Genomic DNA, 19,531 nt, shown 5'->3' on the forward strand with positions numbered 1-19,531 from the left:
ATATAACTAAAGCAAAAAGCTAAATGCACTTATAACTATAAAAATGAGCCAATTATGCATCAACCGCCCTTTTATTTAGGTGAATGGCAAATAACGCCTGCCAGTAACACCATTCAACGCGCTGAAGAACAAAAACAGCTAGAACCCAAAGCCATGGATGTGTTGCTGTACTTGTGTCAAAACCAAGCAGAGATTGTGAGTAGCGACGCGTTATTAACCCACTGCTGGGCAAACACAGAAACCGGCGATAACCCTCTGCATAAAACTATCACTCAGTTACGAAAAGCTCTGGGTGATAAGGCAAGCGCGCCGCAATACATAGAAACCATACGTAAACGTGGTTATAGAGTTATTGCAACGGTTGAGTTTCCATTAGCTGATGACCTCCCCAACCAAGTTAACACATGGCAAGGCGGCTCTCCTTTTTTAGGTTTGAGTGCATATAATCCAACCGATACCCACTTATTTTTTGGTCGTAATCACGCCATCAGCAGGTTATTAGAGAGCGTATCAAACCAAGTAACATTGCAGCGCGCATTTTGTTTAATCCTTGGCCCTAGTGGCTCGGGTAAATCATCATTAGTTAATGCGGGTATATTGCCAAAACTACTCGACGAGCGAGGCTATAACGGCATTAGAGTAATGTCGTACACCCAACTCGACTTTGCAGATGTAGCTCAAAATAGGCTGTATTTAGATCTCGCCTCAGCCATGCTAGATTGGGATATTAACGACATTCCAGTATTTACAGGGTTAAGCGCACAAACGCTGGCGCAGCAACTAGAACATGACATAAATAATGTTATTAGTTGCTTAAAAAATACAATTGCAAATACTCAAACAGCAGCAAAAACGCCGCAATTGTTTTTGTTTATAGACCGCTTAGAAGTGCTACTTTCCTCACCGCTATTTAGTAACGACACCCGAAGTCATTTTTTATCTGTTATTGAGCGTTTAGCGACCTCTAAAGCGGTGATTGTATTTAGTGCCTGTCGTAACGATTTTTACCCTTTAGTGGTTGAGCAGCCAAGCCTTATGGCCGGCAAAGCTCATGGCGCGCATTACGATTTAACCCCACCAAATCGCCATGAACTACAACAAATTATTCGTTTGCCAGCGTTAACCGCTAATTTAACGTTTTCGCAAGACCCAAACACTAAAACCCCGCTGGATGAAATACTTTGCGCCGATACCGCCAATAATCCAGATGCACTGCCCATGCTACAATATACACTGCAAGAGCTGTATTTACAGCGCAGTGATAATAATGAGTTATTGCACAGTGTTTATGAAAAACTCGGCGGTATTGAGGGTGCCATTGGTAAAAAAGCCGAAGAGGTATTTATAGGGCTTTCTCAAGCGCAACAACAGCAACTAAAAAGCGTGTTATCGCAATTAGTAACGCTAAACCCAGATGGTAAAACCATTACGAGCCGCGCAGCCCGCTTGCAAGCATTAACCAACACCAGCCAAAAAGAGCTGGTTCAAGCCATGGTCGATAGCCGCTTATTTGTATCGCATTTACAAAACCAAGAAGCCTACTTTAGCCTTGCTCACGAGGCATTATTACGCCAATGGCCACGTGCTAAACAGTGGATTAATGACCATAAAGATGCCCTTGCTATAAAAAGCCGCTTACACCACCACACTCAACAATGGCTTAATGAGCACAAAAGTAACGCCTATCTGTTAGCGCCGGGTAAACCATTGCAAGAGGCCGTTACCTTATTAAACGACAACATATTTAAACTAGACGATGACGAACGCGCGCTTATAACCAGCTCTCTTAAACACAGTAAAACAAAAACAACTATAAAACGCGGCACCGTCGCTCTGCTTTGTTTACTTACCTGTGTTGCCCTATTTATGAGTGTTACCAGCTTTCAAGCGCAGCAACTTGCACAGCAAAAACGCCAAGAGGCCGAAAGCTTACTAGGGTTTATGGTAGGTGATTTTGCCGATAAATTACGCAGCGTAAAGCGTATGGACTTACTTGATGGCATTAGTAATAAAGCACTTGAGTATTTTACCAATCAAGTAGAGGAGCCAAGCTCGCTATTTAACTTTAGCAGTCAACAAGCCGAGTTTAAAAGTCGCTTTCAGTACGCACAAACCCTAGAAGCCATGGGGGAAGTGGCCTATTCTCGCGGTAAAACCATTGAGGCCTTCACTGCCTTTGAAAACGCCCGCATTCGCCTTGAAGCATTATTAAAAACCCAGCCAAACAACTTAGAGTTACTAACGCTTGCCGGTGCCAATGCCTTTTGGCTCGGCCAGCTTCATTATGATAAAAGTGATTACGCCGCTGCTGAACCGCTCTTAAAAAAATATCATACTTATAGCGAAACCATGTATTCATTAGCACCGAATGATTTCAACTCGATTATGGAATTATCCTATTCACATAATTCGCTAGGGTCTTTGTATTTAAAGCAATTTAACTACACTGCCGCGAAACAGCGCTTTACAGAGTCGCTCGCCCTTAAAAATGAAGCGCTTAATTTAATTCCAAACGATAAAAACTTATTAATTGATAGAGCTGATACTCTTAGCTGGATTGCTAGCACAGAAGTACACTTAGGTAACTACAGAAATGCGCTAAATTCTTATGAACAAGCAGAAAAAGTTTTAAATACTTTAACCTCATTATATCCTAATGATGCAAACTTATTAGAGATGCTGGCCTATACGCACTCCCATCAAGCCAATCTACTAAGTTACCTGCCAGATAAACAGCCAGCTTTTTTGCATACAATAAAAGCATTAGAGGCTGAAAAAAAGCATTAAAACAGGATCCAAAAAATAAGAAATTCCAAGAAAAATATTTTCAGTTTTTAACTAACCAAACCTTAATTTACGCTGAGCTCGCTAATGTTTCTTTAATTGAAAGCATTATAAACTTCTTACATACATCAGAGAAAAATCGTAATATCACGGGTATCTATGTCAATTTGATTCGCTACTTTGTCAAAGTCAAACAATCGACCTTGGCAGAGAAGTTCATGGATGAGTTAAACAGATATACAACTTCACTAGGAATTGAAGAAAACTCAGGCATTAATAATAGCATTCATATAGCCAGCATATATTTGGCGCAAGCAAAATTAGCAGCATCAAAAGAGAATAATGAGAAGCGAAAATTATTTTGCCACAAGGCTCTAAAATCAATCTTAAATATAGCTAAAAAAACAAATGATATTGATATTCTTTTTCCCCTATTACAGGCATATAGTTGCTTAGATCGCTTGTCTGAAGCTCCCGAAAAAATAAAGATACTTAAAGAATTTGGTATCAATAATTTCGACTTATAAACTAAAAATATATTCAGTAGTATCCTACTACTTATTAAAAAAGAGATGTAAACAATGACTACAGTAGATAACAATCAACTTATAAAATTTAGTGTTAACGTAACAATTAATGAGAACGACGAGGCTGTATTCAAATACACAGAAAATGGTCATGAGGTATCAGGTGGTGGAGAGGTAACAGTTCCAAACACTCATGGTGTCTATACTTTAGATGAAGAAACGCTTAAGCGTGGTTTTTATTTTGTTGGCGCAGAGCTGAGTGGGCCAATAGTAGAAGATTTTAGTTTTAAAATAATCAACGGTGGTCAATCTATAGTGGTTGTTGATTCAAATAAAAATGCAGGTGATTTATGCTTGCAGTTTATTGTTGCAATCCCAACAATCCAAAAATACATTAGCGCAGATCCACAAATTAGAAATGAACCTCGTTAATATTTAGAACTCAAAACGCTCATTTAGCTGTGAACTAAATGAGCGTCTTTTATTTAGAAAGTTCAAACATACATAACTTTAAAAGTTGTTCATATTATTACTAATTAGTTTTAAATGTTGTATAACCAACAACAAATTTAAATGAATATTTTAATTAATAATAAATTTTAACACACTAACTGCTATTTAAACCGCAAATAAAACCAAACCACAAACACAAACACAAACACAAAAAAGACATTAAGAATCAAACAATTAAATTCAGAAGATTACCGAAAGGTTTAATTGCACTTTTTTAAGTAAATTTGTAGACATCAAAAACGTCTGTACCATGCTAAGGCTAAAACGTGTCGAAACAAATTAACAATAAAGAGACTGCCGCAACTAATAACGATAAAGCATTGCCCTTCGATAGCGCTTTATCATCCCCTTTTTCGCATACTCAATTTGATGCATTAATTGAATTATTTAATGGCACCGCCGAAGGTATTTTTGTACTGAATGAACAGGGGGGTTTGAGTTTGCCAACCCAAAGGCAGCACAGCTATTAGGTTACTCTCAGCAATCTCTGATAGGCGAAAATTTACTGTCGTTTTTACACGGTGCAGACCTTGATAAATATAAACAAACCTTGTTAAACTGGATTGGTATTAAGGACACTCCCCTTAGCATTGGCCCAAATGAAGTTACTATAAACAAAGCCAATGGCGATGTGATTGAAGCAGACTTATCAATATCAAGCATGCCAAAAAGTCTCGCATCGGCGCAAAAGTTGTACGTTTGTATACTTCACGATCTTAGTACTCATAAAGCCATGTATAACCGTTTAAAAATACAGGCCTCAACCGATCATTTAACTGGGCTTGCTAACCGTTTAGCTTTAGATGAGTCGTTAAAAAAATACTGGCAAGAGAGTATTCAAAGCCAACAACCTTTAACCAGTATATTAATTGATGTTGACCACTTTAAAAAATTCAACGATACCTATGGGCATATTAAAGGCGATAAATGCTTACAGAAAATAGCAAAAATGCTATTGCAGTGCATTCCATCTAGAGAGTGTTTAGCTGCTAGGTATGGCGGTGAAGAGTTTGCCATTATTTTACCCCGTTGCGATATAAAAACCGCCACGGTTGTAGCCAACCATATACAACAACAAATTGCACAAATGAGCTTTACAGACATAGGATTGCCGCCAGAGGTTAAAATTACGGTAAGCCAAGGAATTGCCAGTGAAAATAATAACCAGTACCGCACCTACGAGGCGCTGTTATATGCCGCAGACACGGCTTTATACCGAGCAAAAACGGAAGGTAGAAATAAAATAAGTACGATTGTTTAAAGCTTAAATTAAAGGCCTTTTCATGACGCTATATCTATATTAAACGCCACTTCATGGAGGTGGCGTTTAGTTAAATAACAGCCAATTAAATTAAAGTAACAATAAACTGCCTAACCCTAAAAAGGTCACAAAGCCGACAATATCAGTCACTGTGGTTAAAATCACTGAGCCCGACAACGCAGGGTCAATTTTCATTTTATCTAAAATAGACGGGATCACTACGCCTGCCAACGACGCAGCCACTAAATTAAGCAGTATTGCCACGGTAATGGTTATACTAAGCATAATATCGTTAAACCATAGATACGTTAGCAAACCAATCACTAAAGCCCATACCAAGCCATTTACCGCCCCTACACGCAGCTCTTTTTTAAGTAGAGCGTTACGGTTGGAGTCGGTAACCTGACCAAGCGCAAGACCGCGCACTATAACTGTTAAGGTTTGACTACCGGCAATTCCGCCCATTGACGCCACTACAGGCATTAATACCGCAAGTGCCACCACTTGTTCTATGGTGGCGCCAAATAAGCCTATAAACCATGATGCTAAAAATGCGGTTGCTAAGTTGATACCTAACCAAATACCACGGTTTTTAGCACTTTTGCGAACACTGGCAAATAGGTCTTCGTCTTCACGTAAACCACCCGCTTTTGCTGTGGCTTCGTCAGCAATTTCTTGACGTAACTCGTAAGCCGATGCAATGGTTAAACGCCCTATTAGTTTGTTTTCGGCATTAACCACGGGCATGGCCATTTGCTCGCTGTGAATAACCACCTCGGCGGCTTCATATAAATCGTGGTCTGCGTGCAATGAGGTAAAGTCATGATTAGTTAAGGTGACTAAGCTTTGATTATCATGCGCTTTTATTAGGTCGTTAACTGCCACTTCACCAATTAAGCTGCCTTTGCGGCTCACTAAATAAATCACTTCGCTGTACTGCGGTAACCCTTTATGTAGCAGCTTTTTAGCGCCACCCGCAGTGAGCTTGTCTGACACCTTTAAAAAGTCAAAACCAATCCAGTGACCTAGTTGCTCAGGCGTATATTGTTGCGCCAGTTCGTATTGTTTAGTTTGCGCTTCATCAAGCTGCTTTTTTGCATAATCAGTAAAGCGCTGCGGGATCACCTCTTCTAATTCAAGCAGCTCTTCAACGTTAACTTCGTCTAATAATTTAAAACCGTCACTGTCATCTAGGGTTTGCAGTAACCATAAACAGCTATCTTCACTTAAGTTAACGAAAATTTCGTGTTGTGTGTCTTCATCTAATAAGTGCCAAATTTCAAGGCGCTGCTCTTTAGGAATAGCTTCAAACAATAAAGATAAGTGTTCGGTTGATAAGGTTTGTTGAGCATCTATAAGTAATTTGTTTTTACGCTCTGTGGTATCACACTGCAATAAGTCGTTTATGAGTTGTGGTAACTGATCAACCGGATACTCTATCATTTTAAAACCCTAAAATAGTCTTTCACTATAAATTTACTGTAATAAGTAAGCACTTATTAATAAGAATAGCTAATAGTGTACATTAGACACGAACAAAAATATTAAAAAATCTCTGTGCCGTTAGATATTTATAGCTGCTATCACCCACTCAACGCTAACCAATAAAAAAGCCGTAACAAATAATGTTACGGCTTAGTGTAGTTAGTATTTTAAATCGCGCTATATTTTAAATTGTCCTACTAGGTCACCCAAGTTTTCACCTCGCCCTGCTAGGTGCTGACTTACTGAAGAGGTGGTTTTACTCGACTGTGTTAACTCATTAACTATTTCTTGAATAGCATACACGTTACGGTTAATTTCTTCTGTTACACTGCTTTGCTCTGTTGCTGCTGTAGCAATTTGCGTACTCATATCATTAATGGTGGTCACGGACGTGGTTACCGCACCTAAGCTTTCTGATATAGCGCGTGAAGACTCAACTGAACGATTACAGCTTTGTTGACTCGCATGCATAGCATCAACTGCTGCCGTCACTAAATTATGTAACTCGCTTAGCATTTCGTTAATTTCTAATGTGCTGTCTTGGGTTCTACTCGCTAAGCTTCTAACTTCATCAGCCACTACCGCAAACCCACGACCTTGCTCACCTGCGCGTGCCGCTTCAATTGCCGCATTTAATGCCAATAAGTTTGTTTGTTCAGCAATACCACCAATTACACTCAATACACTGTTAATTTTTTTAGATTGCTCACTTAACGAGTTAACCTGCTCTGCGGCTTGATTAATTTCACCCATTAAGTTTGATACTTCACTGAGTGAAATATCCACACAATCTTGCGCGTTGGCCACTTCTTTTGTTGCTGCCTGCGTTGACACTGCAACTTGTGTGGTATTTTGCGCAACTTCATGGGATGTTGCCGACATTTCGGTAATCGCCGTTGCCACTAAATCGGTTTCATGGTTATGCTTTAATAGTTTGTCTTCTATCAGTAATGTTTGTGTATTAATATCTGAAGAGGCTGTTTTAACATCACTTGTTACATCAACCACACCGGCAATGATGCTGTGTAGCTTGCTCACAAATACGTTGAAAGATTCACCTAACTGACCAATTTCATCATGGGTATCTATTTCTAAGCGTCGAGTTAAATCTCCCTCCCCTTTGGCAATATCATCTAAGCTTTGCACCATACGTTTAATTGGTTTTAGCATATTGTTAGAAGCGTACAACGCACCTGCTGCAGCTAACCCAAGAAGCAGTAGTGATATTAAAACCAAAGTGGTCATTTTTTCGCTTAAATGGCGCTCCATGGTTGCTTGATACTTTACCAGTTCGGCTTCAATATCATCCATATATGTGCCGGTGCCTATCATCCAATTAGTACCTGGGATCATGGCGGCATAACCAATTTTTTCGACTAAGCCGGTGGTGTTGGGCTTTTGAAAATGATAAGTAAACGAGCCACCGCCTTTACGCGCTTGCTCAAGTAAGCCAACCACTATTTTTTTACCGTTTGGGTCGGTCATGCCTATCTTATTTTGCCCTTCTATCGCATCACCCAATAAGGCATGAAAAACACTAATACCATTGGTATCATAAATAAAGTAGTAACCATCTTCACCAAAGGTTAAATCTCGCAACGCATCTTTAGCGTCTTGCTCATTTCCTTGTGCTAATTGGTATTGCACTACTTTAGAGCCGATTTCTATTTCTGTTCTTAGCAAGGTTTGTTTATCAGCAATTAATTTAGTTTTAAACTCATTAAAGTTTTGCTGTTGATTTTGCATCTCTAAGTAATAAGAACCTGCCATAAAACTGATTAGTAATACAATCAATGGTAAAACAGCCAACAGTAGCAATTTGTTTTTTAAGCTTAAATTACCCATTATTTCTCCAATTAACATTATTCGCCATTAAGCTTTTACTTTTCGGTAGCTTAACAACTATGTTTCCATTGTTTATATTACTGACAACAACGCCATAATTGTATACAAATTAAGCACAAATGGCGTTATTTCGCAATTTAATATACTCGTATGTTAGTAAAACACATTAAAAGCCACTTTATAATTAGACAATGGTATACAGCTAGTAATAAACAACTGATTTATCTCATTATTACAAACCCTACTAGTACACATTTTATTAAATTTACTTAAAGCTAAATTAACCTGAATAACGCTATTTTAGCTTTAATATAAATTAAACATTGGGTATCAAACAAAGGTCTTGCTTTCTGAGTTAAAACGCAAATAATGAAGCAACTAACCACTGGGTAAGAATGAGGAAAATGAGTTATATACTAACCACCCAATGCGCAGACGGTATAGGCTTAATCGCCAAAATTACCGGACTGTGTAATGAGCATAATTTAAATATTATTCGTAATAACGAATTTGTTGATAAAGATGCACAGCGCTTTTTTATGCGCACAGAGCTTACTGGCGAACCACATGCTGAGTTTTTGTCACAACTGCGCGGCGTATTACCAGCTGGCGCAAAAGTGGCACTGCACGGTGAAGAAAAAACCAAAGTGGTACTATTAGCCACAAAAGAAGCTCATTGTTTGGGCGGCATGTTACTTAAGCAATTTGAGCAAGCCTTAAACATTGAGATACTCGCCGTTATCGCCAACTACCCTACTCTAGAGCCTCTAGTGAAAGGGTTTGATGTTCCTTTTCATGTGGTTTCTCATGAAGGACTTACGCGCAGTCAGCACGACGAAAAAGTCGGTGACTTAATTGCCAGCTATAACCCTGACATTATTGGCCTAGCTAAATACATGCGTATTTTAAGCCCTGAATTTGTGGGTCGTTTTGAGGGTAAAATCATTAATATTCATCACTCATTTTTACCTGCTTTTATTGGTGCAAAGCCGTATCATCAGGCGTTTGAACGTGGTGTGAAAATTATTGGTGCCACAGCTCACTTTGTTAATAATGAGCTAGACGAAGGCCCTATTATTTTACAAGACGTGTCGAGTGTGACCCATGCGAATACAGCTGAGATGATGGCTAAAATGGGTAAAGATGTAGAGAAAACGGTGTTTTGTAAAGCACTGCAACTGGCATCAGAACATAAGCTGTTTATTAATGGCAATAAAACCGTGGTGTTTTCATAATTAGTTTTATATCAAAATTAAAAATGCCAGCAACTAAGCTGGCATTTTTTATAAGTAAATATTAAACCTTACTTAATTAGGGTGTGTAATACGTTGGTGCCCCAGGGCCTACTGGCATACCTAAAACAAATACCCATAAATAAAACAATACCACCCAGCCAACAAAGAAGATTAAGCTGTATGGCAGCATAGTGGCTACCAAAGTACCTATTCCCATGTCTTTTTTGTATTTAGTGGCAACCGCGAGAATTAAACCAAAGTAACTCATCATCGGGGTAATTAAGTTAGTTACTGAATCACCAATACGATAAGCCGCTTGAATTGTCTCGGGTGCATAACCTATAAGCATTAGCATAGGAACAAAAATAGGCGCTGTTACTGCCCACTGCGCTGACGATGAGCCTAACGTTAAGTTAACCAAAGCACACATTAAAATAAACAGTACAAATACTTCCGGCCCAGTTAAGCTAAGTGCCTGTAGTAATGCGGCACCATTAATCGCTAAAATTGTGCCTAAGTTAGTCCATTTAAAAAATGCCACAAACTGCGCAGCAAAAAACACCAATACAATGTACATGCCCATAGAGCTCATACTTTTGCTCATGGCATTGATCACGTCTTTATCATTTTTCATGGTGCCAACCACGCTACCATACACAAAACCCGGAATACCAAAGGTGACAAAAATAAAAACAACAATCCCTTTTAAAAACGGCGAGTGAGCAACGAGACCTGTTTCAGGGTTACGTAAAATACCGTCTGCTGGAACAATCGTCCAAGCGAGTAACAACGAAACAACAAGTAATGAAACTCCAGCCCATTTTAAACCTGATTTTTCTTTGTCAGTTAAACCGGCAATATTATTTTGAGCTAAATCTTCGGTGGCTTCATCTGGGTTATATTTACCTAAACGTGGCTCAACAATTTTCTCAGTAACGAGTGTGCCTAAAACAGCAATTAGCAACACCGAAATCATCATAAAATACCAGTTTGCTTCAGCGCCTACTTGGTAAGTTGGGTCAATCATTTGTGCTGCAGGCGTCGTAATACCCGCTAATAACGGATCGATAGTACCCAGTAATAAATTAGCGCTATAGCCACCCGATACACCAGCAAACGCGGCAGCAAGACCTGCAAGTGGATGACGACCTAAACTATGAAATATCATTGCCGCTAGGGGGATCAATACTACATAACCCAGCTCAGATGCTGTGTTTGATAAAATAGCAGCGAAAACCACCATGAAGGTTACTAAACGTTTAGATGCCCCCATAACCATGCCACGCATTGCTGCAGACAATAATCCTGAATGCTCTGCAACACTCACACCTAATAGCGCTACTAGCACCGTACCCAGTGGCGCAAAGCTGGTAAAGTTGGTCACCAAGCCCGTTACAATACGCTGTAAGCCCTCAGCACTGAGTAGGCTAACCACTTCAATTACACCATCGGGATCGCGCCCGGCAGAGCCCTCAGGGCGAGGATCGATAGCACTTAGTCCAAACCAATCGGCAACGCCACTAAATAAAATAATGGCAATACAAAACATCGCGAATAAGGTAATTGGATGAGGAAGCATGTTCCCTAAAAATTCTACCGTGGCTAAAAATCGATTAAACCAACCGCCCTTTGCGACCTGATTTTCATCTTGGGATGTGTGTGGTGAGTCTATTGAGTCTGACATACCATGCTCTCTTAATTACAAAATGCCCGTAACCTAGCATTATTTTCTGAGCAGGTCATGTAATAAAGATGAATGACTTGTTATGTCATGGTAATAACTGAGGGGTTTGTTGTGATGGGATTGCAAAAAAGAGGCTCTCGCCTCTAATTTAGTCTGCTTGGGCTTGCTCTATCGGTTCTAGTTGTAGTTTTGCAGCAATTAAAACAGCTTGAGTGCGGTTATAAACACCGAGTTTTCTAAATATGGCAGTAATGTGTGCTTTGACTGTGGCTTCTGAAATGTGGAGTTCGTAGGCTATTTGTTTATTCAGTAAACCTTCGTGCAAGTATTGTAATACGCGATATTGCTGTGGAGTAAGTGATGCCACTTGTGCAGCAATTTCTCTATCTGCGCTTTCGATTTCAGCCACTTTACTTTTTAGTTCAGTTGGCAGCCAAGTATCGCCTTCGAGTATTTGGTTAATCGCGTTGGCAATATCATCAGATGAAGATGATTTAGGAATAAACCCCATAGCGCCATAACCCATAACTTTCGAAACAATATTTACATCTTCACTACCCGAAACCACCGCAATAGGTAAACTTGGGTAATCTTCACGTATACGGATCAAGCCGTATAAGTCACCGTTACCTGGCATGTGTAAATCTAGTAGTAATATATCAAGGTCTTCTTGTTCGCTTAACACCTGCAGTGTGCTGTCAAAATCTGCTGATTCAAATACTTCTAAACCCGCAAACTTTGCACTCAAAGCGCCTTTTAGTGCTTCACGAAATAACGGATGATCGTCCGCTATTAAAAACTGACTCATTGTTCACTCCCAAAAATTCGGCCGCTATCCAATAGACAACAGCCGATATACTACGTTTAGAATCAACTTCTAATCAAGCTTTTAACGCGAAATTAACGATTTAATCGATTTTCTACTAACTCATCAACCACAGACGGATCCGCAAGTGTTGAAGTATCGCCCAGCTGTTGATGCTCATTTGCCGCGATTTTACGTAAAATACGACGCATAATTTTACCAGAACGTGTTTTTGGTAGACCTGGCGACCACTGAATCATATCCGGTGATGCTATTGGGCTTAGCTCTTTACGAACCCAATTACGGATATCTTTAGTTAGCTCATCACTCACCGTTACACCCTCGTTAGGAGTTATGTAAACGTAAATACCTTGGCCTTTAATATCGTGTGGGTAACCTACTACGGCCGCTTCAGCTACAGCTTCATGAGCAACTAAAGCACTTTCAATTTCAGCAGTACCTAAACGATGCCCTGATACATTGAGTACATCATCAACGCGTCCTGTGATCCAGTAATCACCGTCTTCATCGCGACGACAACCGTCACCGGTAAAGTACACACCATGATAAGCGCTAAAGTAGGTTTGTTCAAAGCGCTCGTGGTCGCCATACACGGTTCGCGCTTGCGAAGGCCAGCTATCTAAAATGACAAGGTTACCGTCAACCGCACCTTCTAATGTATTGCCTTCAGCATCAAATAACGCCGGTGCAATGCCAAAGAATGGACGGGTTGCAGAGCCTGGTTTCATATCGGTTGCACCTGGTAATGGCGCAATCATGATGCCACCAGTTTCGGTTTGCCACCATGTATCTACAATAGGACAATTCGACTTACCAATTTTTTCATAATACCAAGTCCACGCTTCTGGGTTGATTGGCTCACCCACAGAACCTAAAATACGTAAGCTATCACGATGTGAGCTGGCAATCGGCTCTTCGCCTTTAGCCATCAATGCGCGAATGGCAGTAGGTGCTGTGTATAAAATCGTTACGTTATGTTTATCAACCACTTCACCCATACGACCAGCTGTTGGGTAAGTCGGTACGCCTTCAAATACCACTTGCGTACACCCATTAACGAGCGGCCCGTATGCAATATAACTGTGACCTGTGATCCAGCCTACATCAGCACTACACCAAAAAATATCATCGTCTTTTAAATCAAAAATGTATTCGTGAGTCATAGATGAATACACTAAATAGCCACCAGTGGTGTGTACCACTCCTTTAGGCTGACCTGTAGAACCTGAGGTATATAAAATAAACAGCGGGTCTTCAGCATTCATGTGTTCAGGTTCGCACTCTGGCGTTTGATCTGCAACTAAGTCATGCCACCAAATATCATGGTCGTGCCAATCAACATCGCCTGAAGTTAGTTTATGCACCACTACATGCTCAACAGTGGTGACAGAATCTTGTAATACGGCTTCATCTACATTAGCTTTTAGCGGCACACAGTTACCTGCACGTCGGCCTTCATCTGAGGTGATCACCACTTTAGCACCCGAATCATTAATACGATCCGCAATAGCAGACGGTGAAAAGCCACCAAATATAACTGAATGAATAGCACCTATGCGGGCACAAGCTTGCATTGCGTATATCGCTTGTGGGCTCATTGGCATGTAAATGGCTACACGGTCACCTTTTTTAACACCTAATTTTTTTAAACCATTAGCAAATTTTGCCACTTCATCATGTAGCTGTTGATAGGTAATATTTTCGCTTTGAGAAGGATCATCACCTTCCCAAATTAACGCTACTTTATCTGCTTTTGTTTTTAAATGACGATCAATACAGTTATAAGAGGCATTAAGGTAGCCATCTTCATACCATTTAATATTGATATGGCCTTTATCAAATGAAGTGTTTTTTACTTTTGAATATGGAGTAAACCAGTCAAGACGCTTACCGTGCTCAGCCCAAAACCCTTCAGGGTCTTCAATAGACTGTTTATACATCGTATTATATTTTTCATTATCGACGAGCGCTGCGTTTTTTATATGTGCAGGAACTGGATAGATACTTTGTGACATATTAGTCTCCAATTTATATTACTTGCCTTAGGCTTTTCATCAAGGATTACTCAGCAGTGCACTATTAAATATTAGACATTAGTTGTATCTGGGTTCAAAGAACCAGGGTCTGTTGACCTTTCAAGGTTAAATTTGCAGCAGTCTGTTTGGTATTTAGGCAAGGCAGCGCCTATGTGGTGTGGTTATTCCCCATAAATAGGCGATAACGCAGCATCAATGCCAAATAGGCTCTGCCCGATGGGTTCTGCCTAGGGGCGATTTACTCTTTGTTACTCGGTTTTTACTTAGCCCACTAGGTTACAAACCTCGCGCCGTGATTAAATCGCCCCTAGTTTGAACAAATTTTAATCCGCAAAGGTCAACAGACCCCAATATCTTATCTATAATCCTCATGGCTATACCCTATTTACATAAAAAACATACTATTAAATAAAAGTATGTGGGCCCTCAATAATTATTAAACCTTAGTCTAATAGACTAATAGCTGATTGAGTAAATTGTGCACATATACAACAGTAGCTTAAATATATATAAACTTTGATTGTTTATTAATAACTCGCATTTACTAACAAATTAAATTAAAGGCAATAAATTCAATCTGTTAGTACTATATAAGTAACACACATTAATGCATATCATAATAAAACATACAACAAGTAGCCTATAAAAGGACACAACAATGAAATTAACTCCAATTAAAACACTGGCAGCGACTGCCGTACTATGTGCACTTTCTAGTACAGCTTATGCTGCAACAGCTGCAAAAATAGGTGATACAGAATTCACCTACGGTGGATACATTAAACTCGACGCAATGTGGAGTGACTATTCAGCAGGCGCTCCTGCTGGCAGCAGTGTTGGCCGTGACTTTTATGTACCAAGTACATTAACAGTTGGTAGCGATGATAGTTCAGACGCAGTATTTGATATGCACGCTCGTGAGTCACGTTTCAATTTTGGAACTGCTACCTTACTAGATAACGGTAAAACGGTTAAAACTAAAATAGAGCTAGACTTTTTAGCGTCTGCCCCAGGGGGCAACGAGCGTGTGTCTAATTCATATTCTCCGCGTATTCGCCATGCATTTATTTCATACGATGGTTGGTTATTTGGTCAAACATGGTCAAACTTTCAAAACGTTGGTGCATTACCAGAAGCGCTTGATTTTGTTGGCCCAGCAGAAGGCACGGTGTTCGTTCGCCAATCTCAAATTAAATACACTACAGGTGCATGGTCTTTCTCTTTAGAAAATCCAGAAAGCACAATTACTACAGCAGGTGGTGGTATGGCAGTGACTGATGATGCCTCATTACCTGACTTTACCGCACGCTATACTCACAAAGCGGATTGGGGTAACTTTGTAGTAGCAGCCCTTGCTCGTCAACTGACCTACAAAGTAGGTGGTGTTGATGCCGATGAAACCTCATTTGGTGTTAGTGCATCGGGTATGGTGAAACTTGGTGAAGACAATCTAAAATTTATGCTTACCCAAGGTAAAGGACTAGGTCGTTATGTGGGTCTAAACGTAGCACGTGGGGCGGTTCTTAATGGTGATGACCTAGATGCGATTGATTCAACATCTGGTTTTATTGCATATCAACATAAGTGGAATAGCCAGTGGCGCTCTACTTTCCTATATTCGTTCTTATCTGCTGATAACGATGAAAATCTACTGGCAGTGTATGGCGATCCTACAGAATCAAGCCAAAGCTACAGTGCAAATATTTTATACTCACCGGTTAAACGTCTAACCTTTGGTGCGGAATTTAAACATGCAGAACGTGAGCTTGAAAGTGGCGTAGATGGCGACATGGATCGCTTACAGTTCTCTGTTAAATATGCGTTTTAATTTAAAATACTTCCTGAGCGGCTTCGGCCGCTTTTTTGTTTCCTTAGTAAATACACCTGTACACTTTTTTAAAATAACATTGATGACGTGTAAAATATTACAATAACGCAATTGCAAATCACTCTCATTTAGATTAAATTACCAGCCAAATTTAATCTTATGGGAAACAAGATGCTGCACAAACAAAAAAACTCTGCATTTAAACTGAGTCTACTTACTTCACTAGTTTTATCTGGTCATGCTGTTGCAAACGACACGCAAGACAACCTGCCTTTAGAAAAAATTGCCGTTTATGGGCAACATCATAAAAACTATATTACCGAAGAAGCGCAGTCTGCAACTAAGCTAGGTTTAACAATTAAAGAAACCCCGCAATCAATTTCCGTTGTTTCACGCGCTTTGATGGATGACTTTTCACTTGATGATATTAATGCGGTACTAGAAAGCACACCAGGCGTAACAGTAGAGCAAATAGAAACCGATCGTACATACTTTAAAGCCCGTGGTTTTGAGATAACTAACTTTTTAATTGATGGCTTAGGCACTCCGCAAACCTCTGGTTCAATTCAAGGGACACTTGATACTGCAATTTACGACCGTGTTGAAATTGTACGTGGTGCCAATGGCATGATGACCGGTGCGGGTAACCCATCGGCTACTGTAAACATGGTGCTAAAAAAACCAACCTACACAACACAAGCTCATGCTTCTGCTTCTTATGGTTCGTGGAATAACAAGCGCGTAGATATAGATGTTTCTGCACCGATTAACGATGAACACGCTGTTCGCGCTGTATTTTCCAAGCAAGATAAAGAGTCATATTTAGATCGTTACGAAACCGATAAAACTATTGCCTACCTTGCCTATGAAGGAAAGCTAGCTGACGATACGTTACTGAGCATTAACTACGTAAACCAACAAAAAGATGCTGACAGCCCATTGTGGGGCGCATTACCACTTTACTACACTGATGGTTCACCAACTGATTATGATGAATCGACTAGTACCGCTGCAGATTGGTCATATTGGGATAATAGCGCTGAACGTATCTATGTAACACTTGAGCAAAACTTATCAGCGACTTGGGTTGCTAAAGCCCGTTATGCCCATATAAAAAATGAACAAAATTCTGAGTTGTTTTATGTATATGGTACCCCAGATAAAGAAACTGGTTTAGGTTTAACCGGCTATGCGAGTCGTTATGATTACAAAGACACGCAAGATTTATTTGATTTATATGCCAGCGGTAAGTTTGAGTTGTTTTCATTAGAGCACGACTTATCATTTGGTATTAGCCAAGCAAACATGGACTTTAATGACCAATCGCTTTATGACTACAGCACAGGAAATGGTTTCCCTGCGATGCCTGATTTAGCGACTTGGGATGGGATTGCACCAGAGGCAACGCTTGCGGATGCACCTAACGGCAGTGATGTACAAAATACACAAAGATCGGCCTATGTTTCAACTCGCATTAAACTAGCTGAGCCATTAAGCATTTTGGCAGGCGTACGCTATACCGATTGGGAAACTAAAGGTACTGCTTATAGTGTAGTGCAAACCCGCGATGACTCAGAGGTTATTCCTTACATTGGTACTGTGTACGACTTTACCGAGTCGTTATCAGCTTACGCAAGCTACACCGAAACGTTTGTGCCACAAAAAGAGTTAGACATTAACGCTGAACAACTGGCTCCGGTTATTGGTAAAAGTGCTGAGGTTGGCCTAAAAGCTCAACTTTTAGATGAGCAAGTATTTGTAACACTGGCCTACTTTGATGCTAAGCAAGATGGACTTGCTATTGCGCTTCCAGACTCTCTTCCTAGCGATACGCGTTATTATGCTGCAGATGGTATCAACAGTGATGGTTTCGAAATTGAGCTAAGCGGTCGATTAACAGATGATTTAAGTGCTAGCATCAGCTTTAGTAATTTAAGCATTGATGGTGATGAGCTTGTAAAAGATTACACCCCCGAAAACCAATTAAAAATGGCAGCTACTTATCAAGTACCATTTATTAGTGGTTTAACCTTAGGTGCTAATTACCGCTGGCAAGATACTACTAGCCGCGTGCAAGTAAAAGACCCAGCTGGTAACGCATTGGTTACTACAAAACAAGGGGCTTATGGCATATTAGATTTAATGGCCACCTACGAAATTACTCAAAACGTCGGTGTTACCTTTAATGTTAATAACAGCACTGATGAAAAGTACATAAACAGCCTCTATTGGGCACAAGGTTATTACGGGGCACCACGTAACTACTCATTGTCAGTTAACTGGCAGCTATAAAGCTAACAATTAGGCTTTAAGTCACTTTATAGCAAACAATAAAAAAGCGCTAACCTAAATGGTTAGCGCTTTTTTTAAGCTCGGGTCAAATCAAGCTTTAAAACTAAATGGCTTAAAGGTCGCCTTCATCACCTAATACGTCTTCGCCATCTTCTGGCTCAACCGTTGCTTTTAGCAATAGCATTTCACGTAACTTACCTTCAATTTCATCTGCAATTTCAGGGTTTTCTTTAAGGAACTTAATTGAATTAGACTTACCTTGGCCAACTTTGTTGCCATTGTAACTGTACCAAGCACCTGCTTTTTCAACAATTTTATGCTTAACACCTAAATCAATTAGCTCGCCCTGCTTAGAAATACCTTCACCATACATAATGATAAATTCAGCTTGTTTGAACGGCGGTGCTACTTTGTTCTTCACAACTTTAACACGCGTTTCATTACCAACAACTTCATCACCTTCTTTTACTGAACCAATACGACGAATATCAATACGTACAGAGGCGTAAAATTTCAGGGCATTACCACCAGTTGTTGTTTCAGGGTTACCAAACATTACACCAATTTTCATACGGATTTGGTTAATGAAAATACATAGCGTGTTTGAGCGCTTAATGTTACCTGTAAGCTTACGTAGTGCTTGTGACATTAAACGTGCTTGTAGACCCATGTGTGAATCACCCATGTCGCCTTCAATCTCAGCTTTAGGTGTTAATGCAGCAACAGAATCGACAATCACTACATCAACCGCGCTTGAGCGCACTAACATGTCACAAATTTCCAGTGCTTGTTCACCCGTATCTGGTTGAGATACCAGTAACTCATCAATATTAACGCCTAACTTTTGTGCGTAAACTGGATCAAGAGCATGCTCAGCATCAACAAAGGCACACGTTTTACCTTCTTTTTGAGCTTGTGCGATAACTTGTAATGTTAGCGTTGTTTTACCTGATGACTCTGGGCCATATACTTCAACAATACGCCCCATTGGCAAGCCGCCTATGCCTAAAGCAATATCAATACCTAGCGAGCCTGTTGATACAGCGTCAATGTTTAACGCCTTATTGTCACCCAATTTCATGATTGAACCTTTACCAAATTGACGTTCAATTTGTGATAAAGCTGCGTCCAACGCTTTTTGTTTGTTATCGTTCATTTTCTTCTCCAAATCCAGCTAATGCACACAAGTATACTGTATGAAATCACAGTATCAAG

Annotated in this window: 12 protein-coding genes and 1 pseudogene; 7 read left to right on the forward strand and 6 right to left on the reverse strand. The window is 40.0% G+C overall.

The genetic code is table 11. The features are described from left to right. Positions 1–54: 54 nt before the first annotated feature. The 4 genes and pseudogenes from AB8618_RS12075 to AB8618_RS12090 all read left to right on the forward strand — a co-directional run bounded on the left by AB8618_RS12075 (position 55) and on the right by AB8618_RS12090 (position 5,085). A pseudogene (locus AB8618_RS12075) lies at positions 55–3,311 on the forward strand (winged helix-turn-helix domain-containing protein). Between the two features lie 54 nt (positions 3,312–3,365). Continuing rightward, entirely contained in the window at positions 3,366–3,743 is a 378-nt protein-coding gene (locus AB8618_RS12080) for a DP-EP family protein (RefSeq protein WP_409423720.1), read from the forward strand. 347 nt (positions 3,744–4,090) lie between these two features. Further along, positions 4,091–4,294 carry a hypothetical protein gene (locus tag AB8618_RS12085; RefSeq protein ID WP_409423721.1) on the forward strand — a complete coding sequence of 68 codons (204 nt, stop codon included), beginning with the start codon at positions 4,091–4,093 and terminating at the stop codon, positions 4,292–4,294. 17 nt (positions 4,295–4,311) lie between these two features. Further along, complete coding sequence (locus tag AB8618_RS12090) at positions 4,312–5,085, forward strand: GGDEF domain-containing protein (protein WP_409425588.1); 774 nt, start codon at positions 4,312–4,314, stop codon at positions 5,083–5,085. A gap of 90 nt (positions 5,086–5,175) precedes the next feature. On the opposite strand, the gene AB8618_RS12095 is transcribed toward AB8618_RS12090, so the two are convergent. Next, the gene (locus AB8618_RS12095; RefSeq protein ID WP_138609317.1) at positions 5,176–6,528 is read right to left on the reverse strand and encodes a magnesium transporter; all 1,353 of its coding nucleotides are present in this window, start codon (positions 6,526–6,528) and stop codon (positions 5,176–5,178) included. 219 nt (positions 6,529–6,747) lie between these two features. Then, complete coding sequence (locus AB8618_RS12100) at positions 6,748–8,415, reverse strand: methyl-accepting chemotaxis protein (protein ID WP_413400666.1); 1,668 nt, start codon at positions 8,413–8,415, stop codon at positions 6,748–6,750. A 404-nt stretch (positions 8,416–8,819) separates the two neighbouring features. Between AB8618_RS12100 and purU the strand changes: the two genes are divergently transcribed. Continuing rightward, positions 8,820–9,650, forward strand: a complete 831-nt coding sequence (gene purU, locus AB8618_RS12105; protein ID WP_413400667.1) for a formyltetrahydrofolate deformylase — start codon at positions 8,820–8,822, stop codon at positions 9,648–9,650. A 76-nt stretch (positions 9,651–9,726) separates the two neighbouring features. Here purU and AB8618_RS12110 read toward each other — a convergent pair whose 3' ends face one another. From AB8618_RS12110 to acs, 3 genes are all read right to left on the reverse strand, one after another. After that, positions 9,727–11,334 (reverse strand): AbgT family transporter, encoded by a 1,608-nt coding sequence (locus AB8618_RS12110; protein ID WP_413400668.1) that lies wholly within the window; start codon positions 11,332–11,334, stop codon positions 9,727–9,729. A gap of 148 nt (positions 11,335–11,482) precedes the next feature. Next, positions 11,483–12,142, reverse strand: coding sequence for a response regulator transcription factor (locus tag AB8618_RS12115; protein WP_198523581.1), 660 nt, complete (start codon positions 12,140–12,142; stop codon positions 11,483–11,485). 92 nt (positions 12,143–12,234) lie between these two features. Then, positions 12,235–14,175 carry an acetate--CoA ligase gene (acs, locus tag AB8618_RS12120; RefSeq protein WP_413400669.1) on the reverse strand — a complete coding sequence of 647 codons (1,941 nt, stop codon included), beginning with the start codon at positions 14,173–14,175 and terminating at the stop codon, positions 12,235–12,237. Positions 14,176–14,854: 679 nt separating this feature from the next. On the opposite strand from acs, the gene AB8618_RS12125 reads away from it, so the two are divergent. Both AB8618_RS12125 and AB8618_RS12130 read left to right on the forward strand, forming a co-directional pair. Further along, on the forward strand, positions 14,855–16,024 hold the full coding sequence (locus tag AB8618_RS12125) for a DcaP family trimeric outer membrane transporter (protein WP_138609345.1): 1,170 nt from the start codon (positions 14,855–14,857) through the stop codon (positions 16,022–16,024). A gap of 171 nt (positions 16,025–16,195) precedes the next feature. Next, a complete protein-coding gene (locus tag AB8618_RS12130) occupies positions 16,196–18,316 on the forward strand; it encodes a TonB-dependent siderophore receptor (RefSeq protein ID WP_409423729.1) in 2,121 nt (706 codons plus the stop codon). Positions 18,317–18,428: 112 nt separating this feature from the next. On the opposite strand, the gene recA is transcribed toward AB8618_RS12130, so the two are convergent. Next, positions 18,429–19,472 (reverse strand): recombinase RecA, encoded by a 1,044-nt coding sequence (gene recA, locus AB8618_RS12135; RefSeq protein WP_058155138.1) that lies wholly within the window; start codon positions 19,470–19,472, stop codon positions 18,429–18,431. Between the last annotated feature and the right edge of the window lie 59 nt (positions 19,473–19,531).

The sequence above is a fragment of the Pseudoalteromonas sp. RW-H-Ap-1 genome (genome assembly GCF_048318575.1).
In the GTDB taxonomy this organism is placed as follows: domain Bacteria; phylum Pseudomonadota; class Gammaproteobacteria; order Enterobacterales; family Alteromonadaceae; genus Pseudoalteromonas.

What these genes read in the sequence shown, in the direction of transcription:
- AB8618_RS12080 (WP_409423720.1), top strand. Translation starts at nt 3,366, where the DNA reads ATGACTACAGTAGATAACAATCAACTTATAAAATTTAGTGTTAACGTA.
- AB8618_RS12095 (WP_138609317.1), bottom strand. Translation starts at nt 6,528, where the DNA reads ATGATAGAGTATCCGGTTGATCAGTTACCACAACTCATAAACGACTTA.
- AB8618_RS12100 (WP_413400666.1), bottom strand. Translation starts at nt 8,415, where the DNA reads ATGGGTAATTTAAGCTTAAAAAACAAATTGCTACTGTTGGCTGTTTTA.
- purU (WP_413400667.1), top strand. Translation starts at nt 8,820, where the DNA reads ATGAGTTATATACTAACCACCCAATGCGCAGACGGTATAGGCTTAATC.
- AB8618_RS12110 (WP_413400668.1), bottom strand. Translation starts at nt 11,334, where the DNA reads ATGTCAGACTCAATAGACTCACCACACACATCCCAAGATGAAAATCAG.
- AB8618_RS12115 (WP_198523581.1), bottom strand. Translation starts at nt 12,142, where the DNA reads ATGAGTCAGTTTTTAATAGCGGACGATCATCCGTTATTTCGTGAAGCA.
- acs (WP_413400669.1), bottom strand. Translation starts at nt 14,175, where the DNA reads ATGTCACAAAGTATCTATCCAGTTCCTGCACATATAAAAAACGCAGCG.
- AB8618_RS12125 (WP_138609345.1), top strand. Translation starts at nt 14,855, where the DNA reads ATGAAATTAACTCCAATTAAAACACTGGCAGCGACTGCCGTACTATGT.
- AB8618_RS12130 (WP_409423729.1), top strand. Translation starts at nt 16,196, where the DNA reads ATGCTGCACAAACAAAAAAACTCTGCATTTAAACTGAGTCTACTTACT.
- recA (WP_058155138.1), bottom strand. Translation starts at nt 19,472, where the DNA reads ATGAACGATAACAAACAAAAAGCGTTGGACGCAGCTTTATCACAAATT.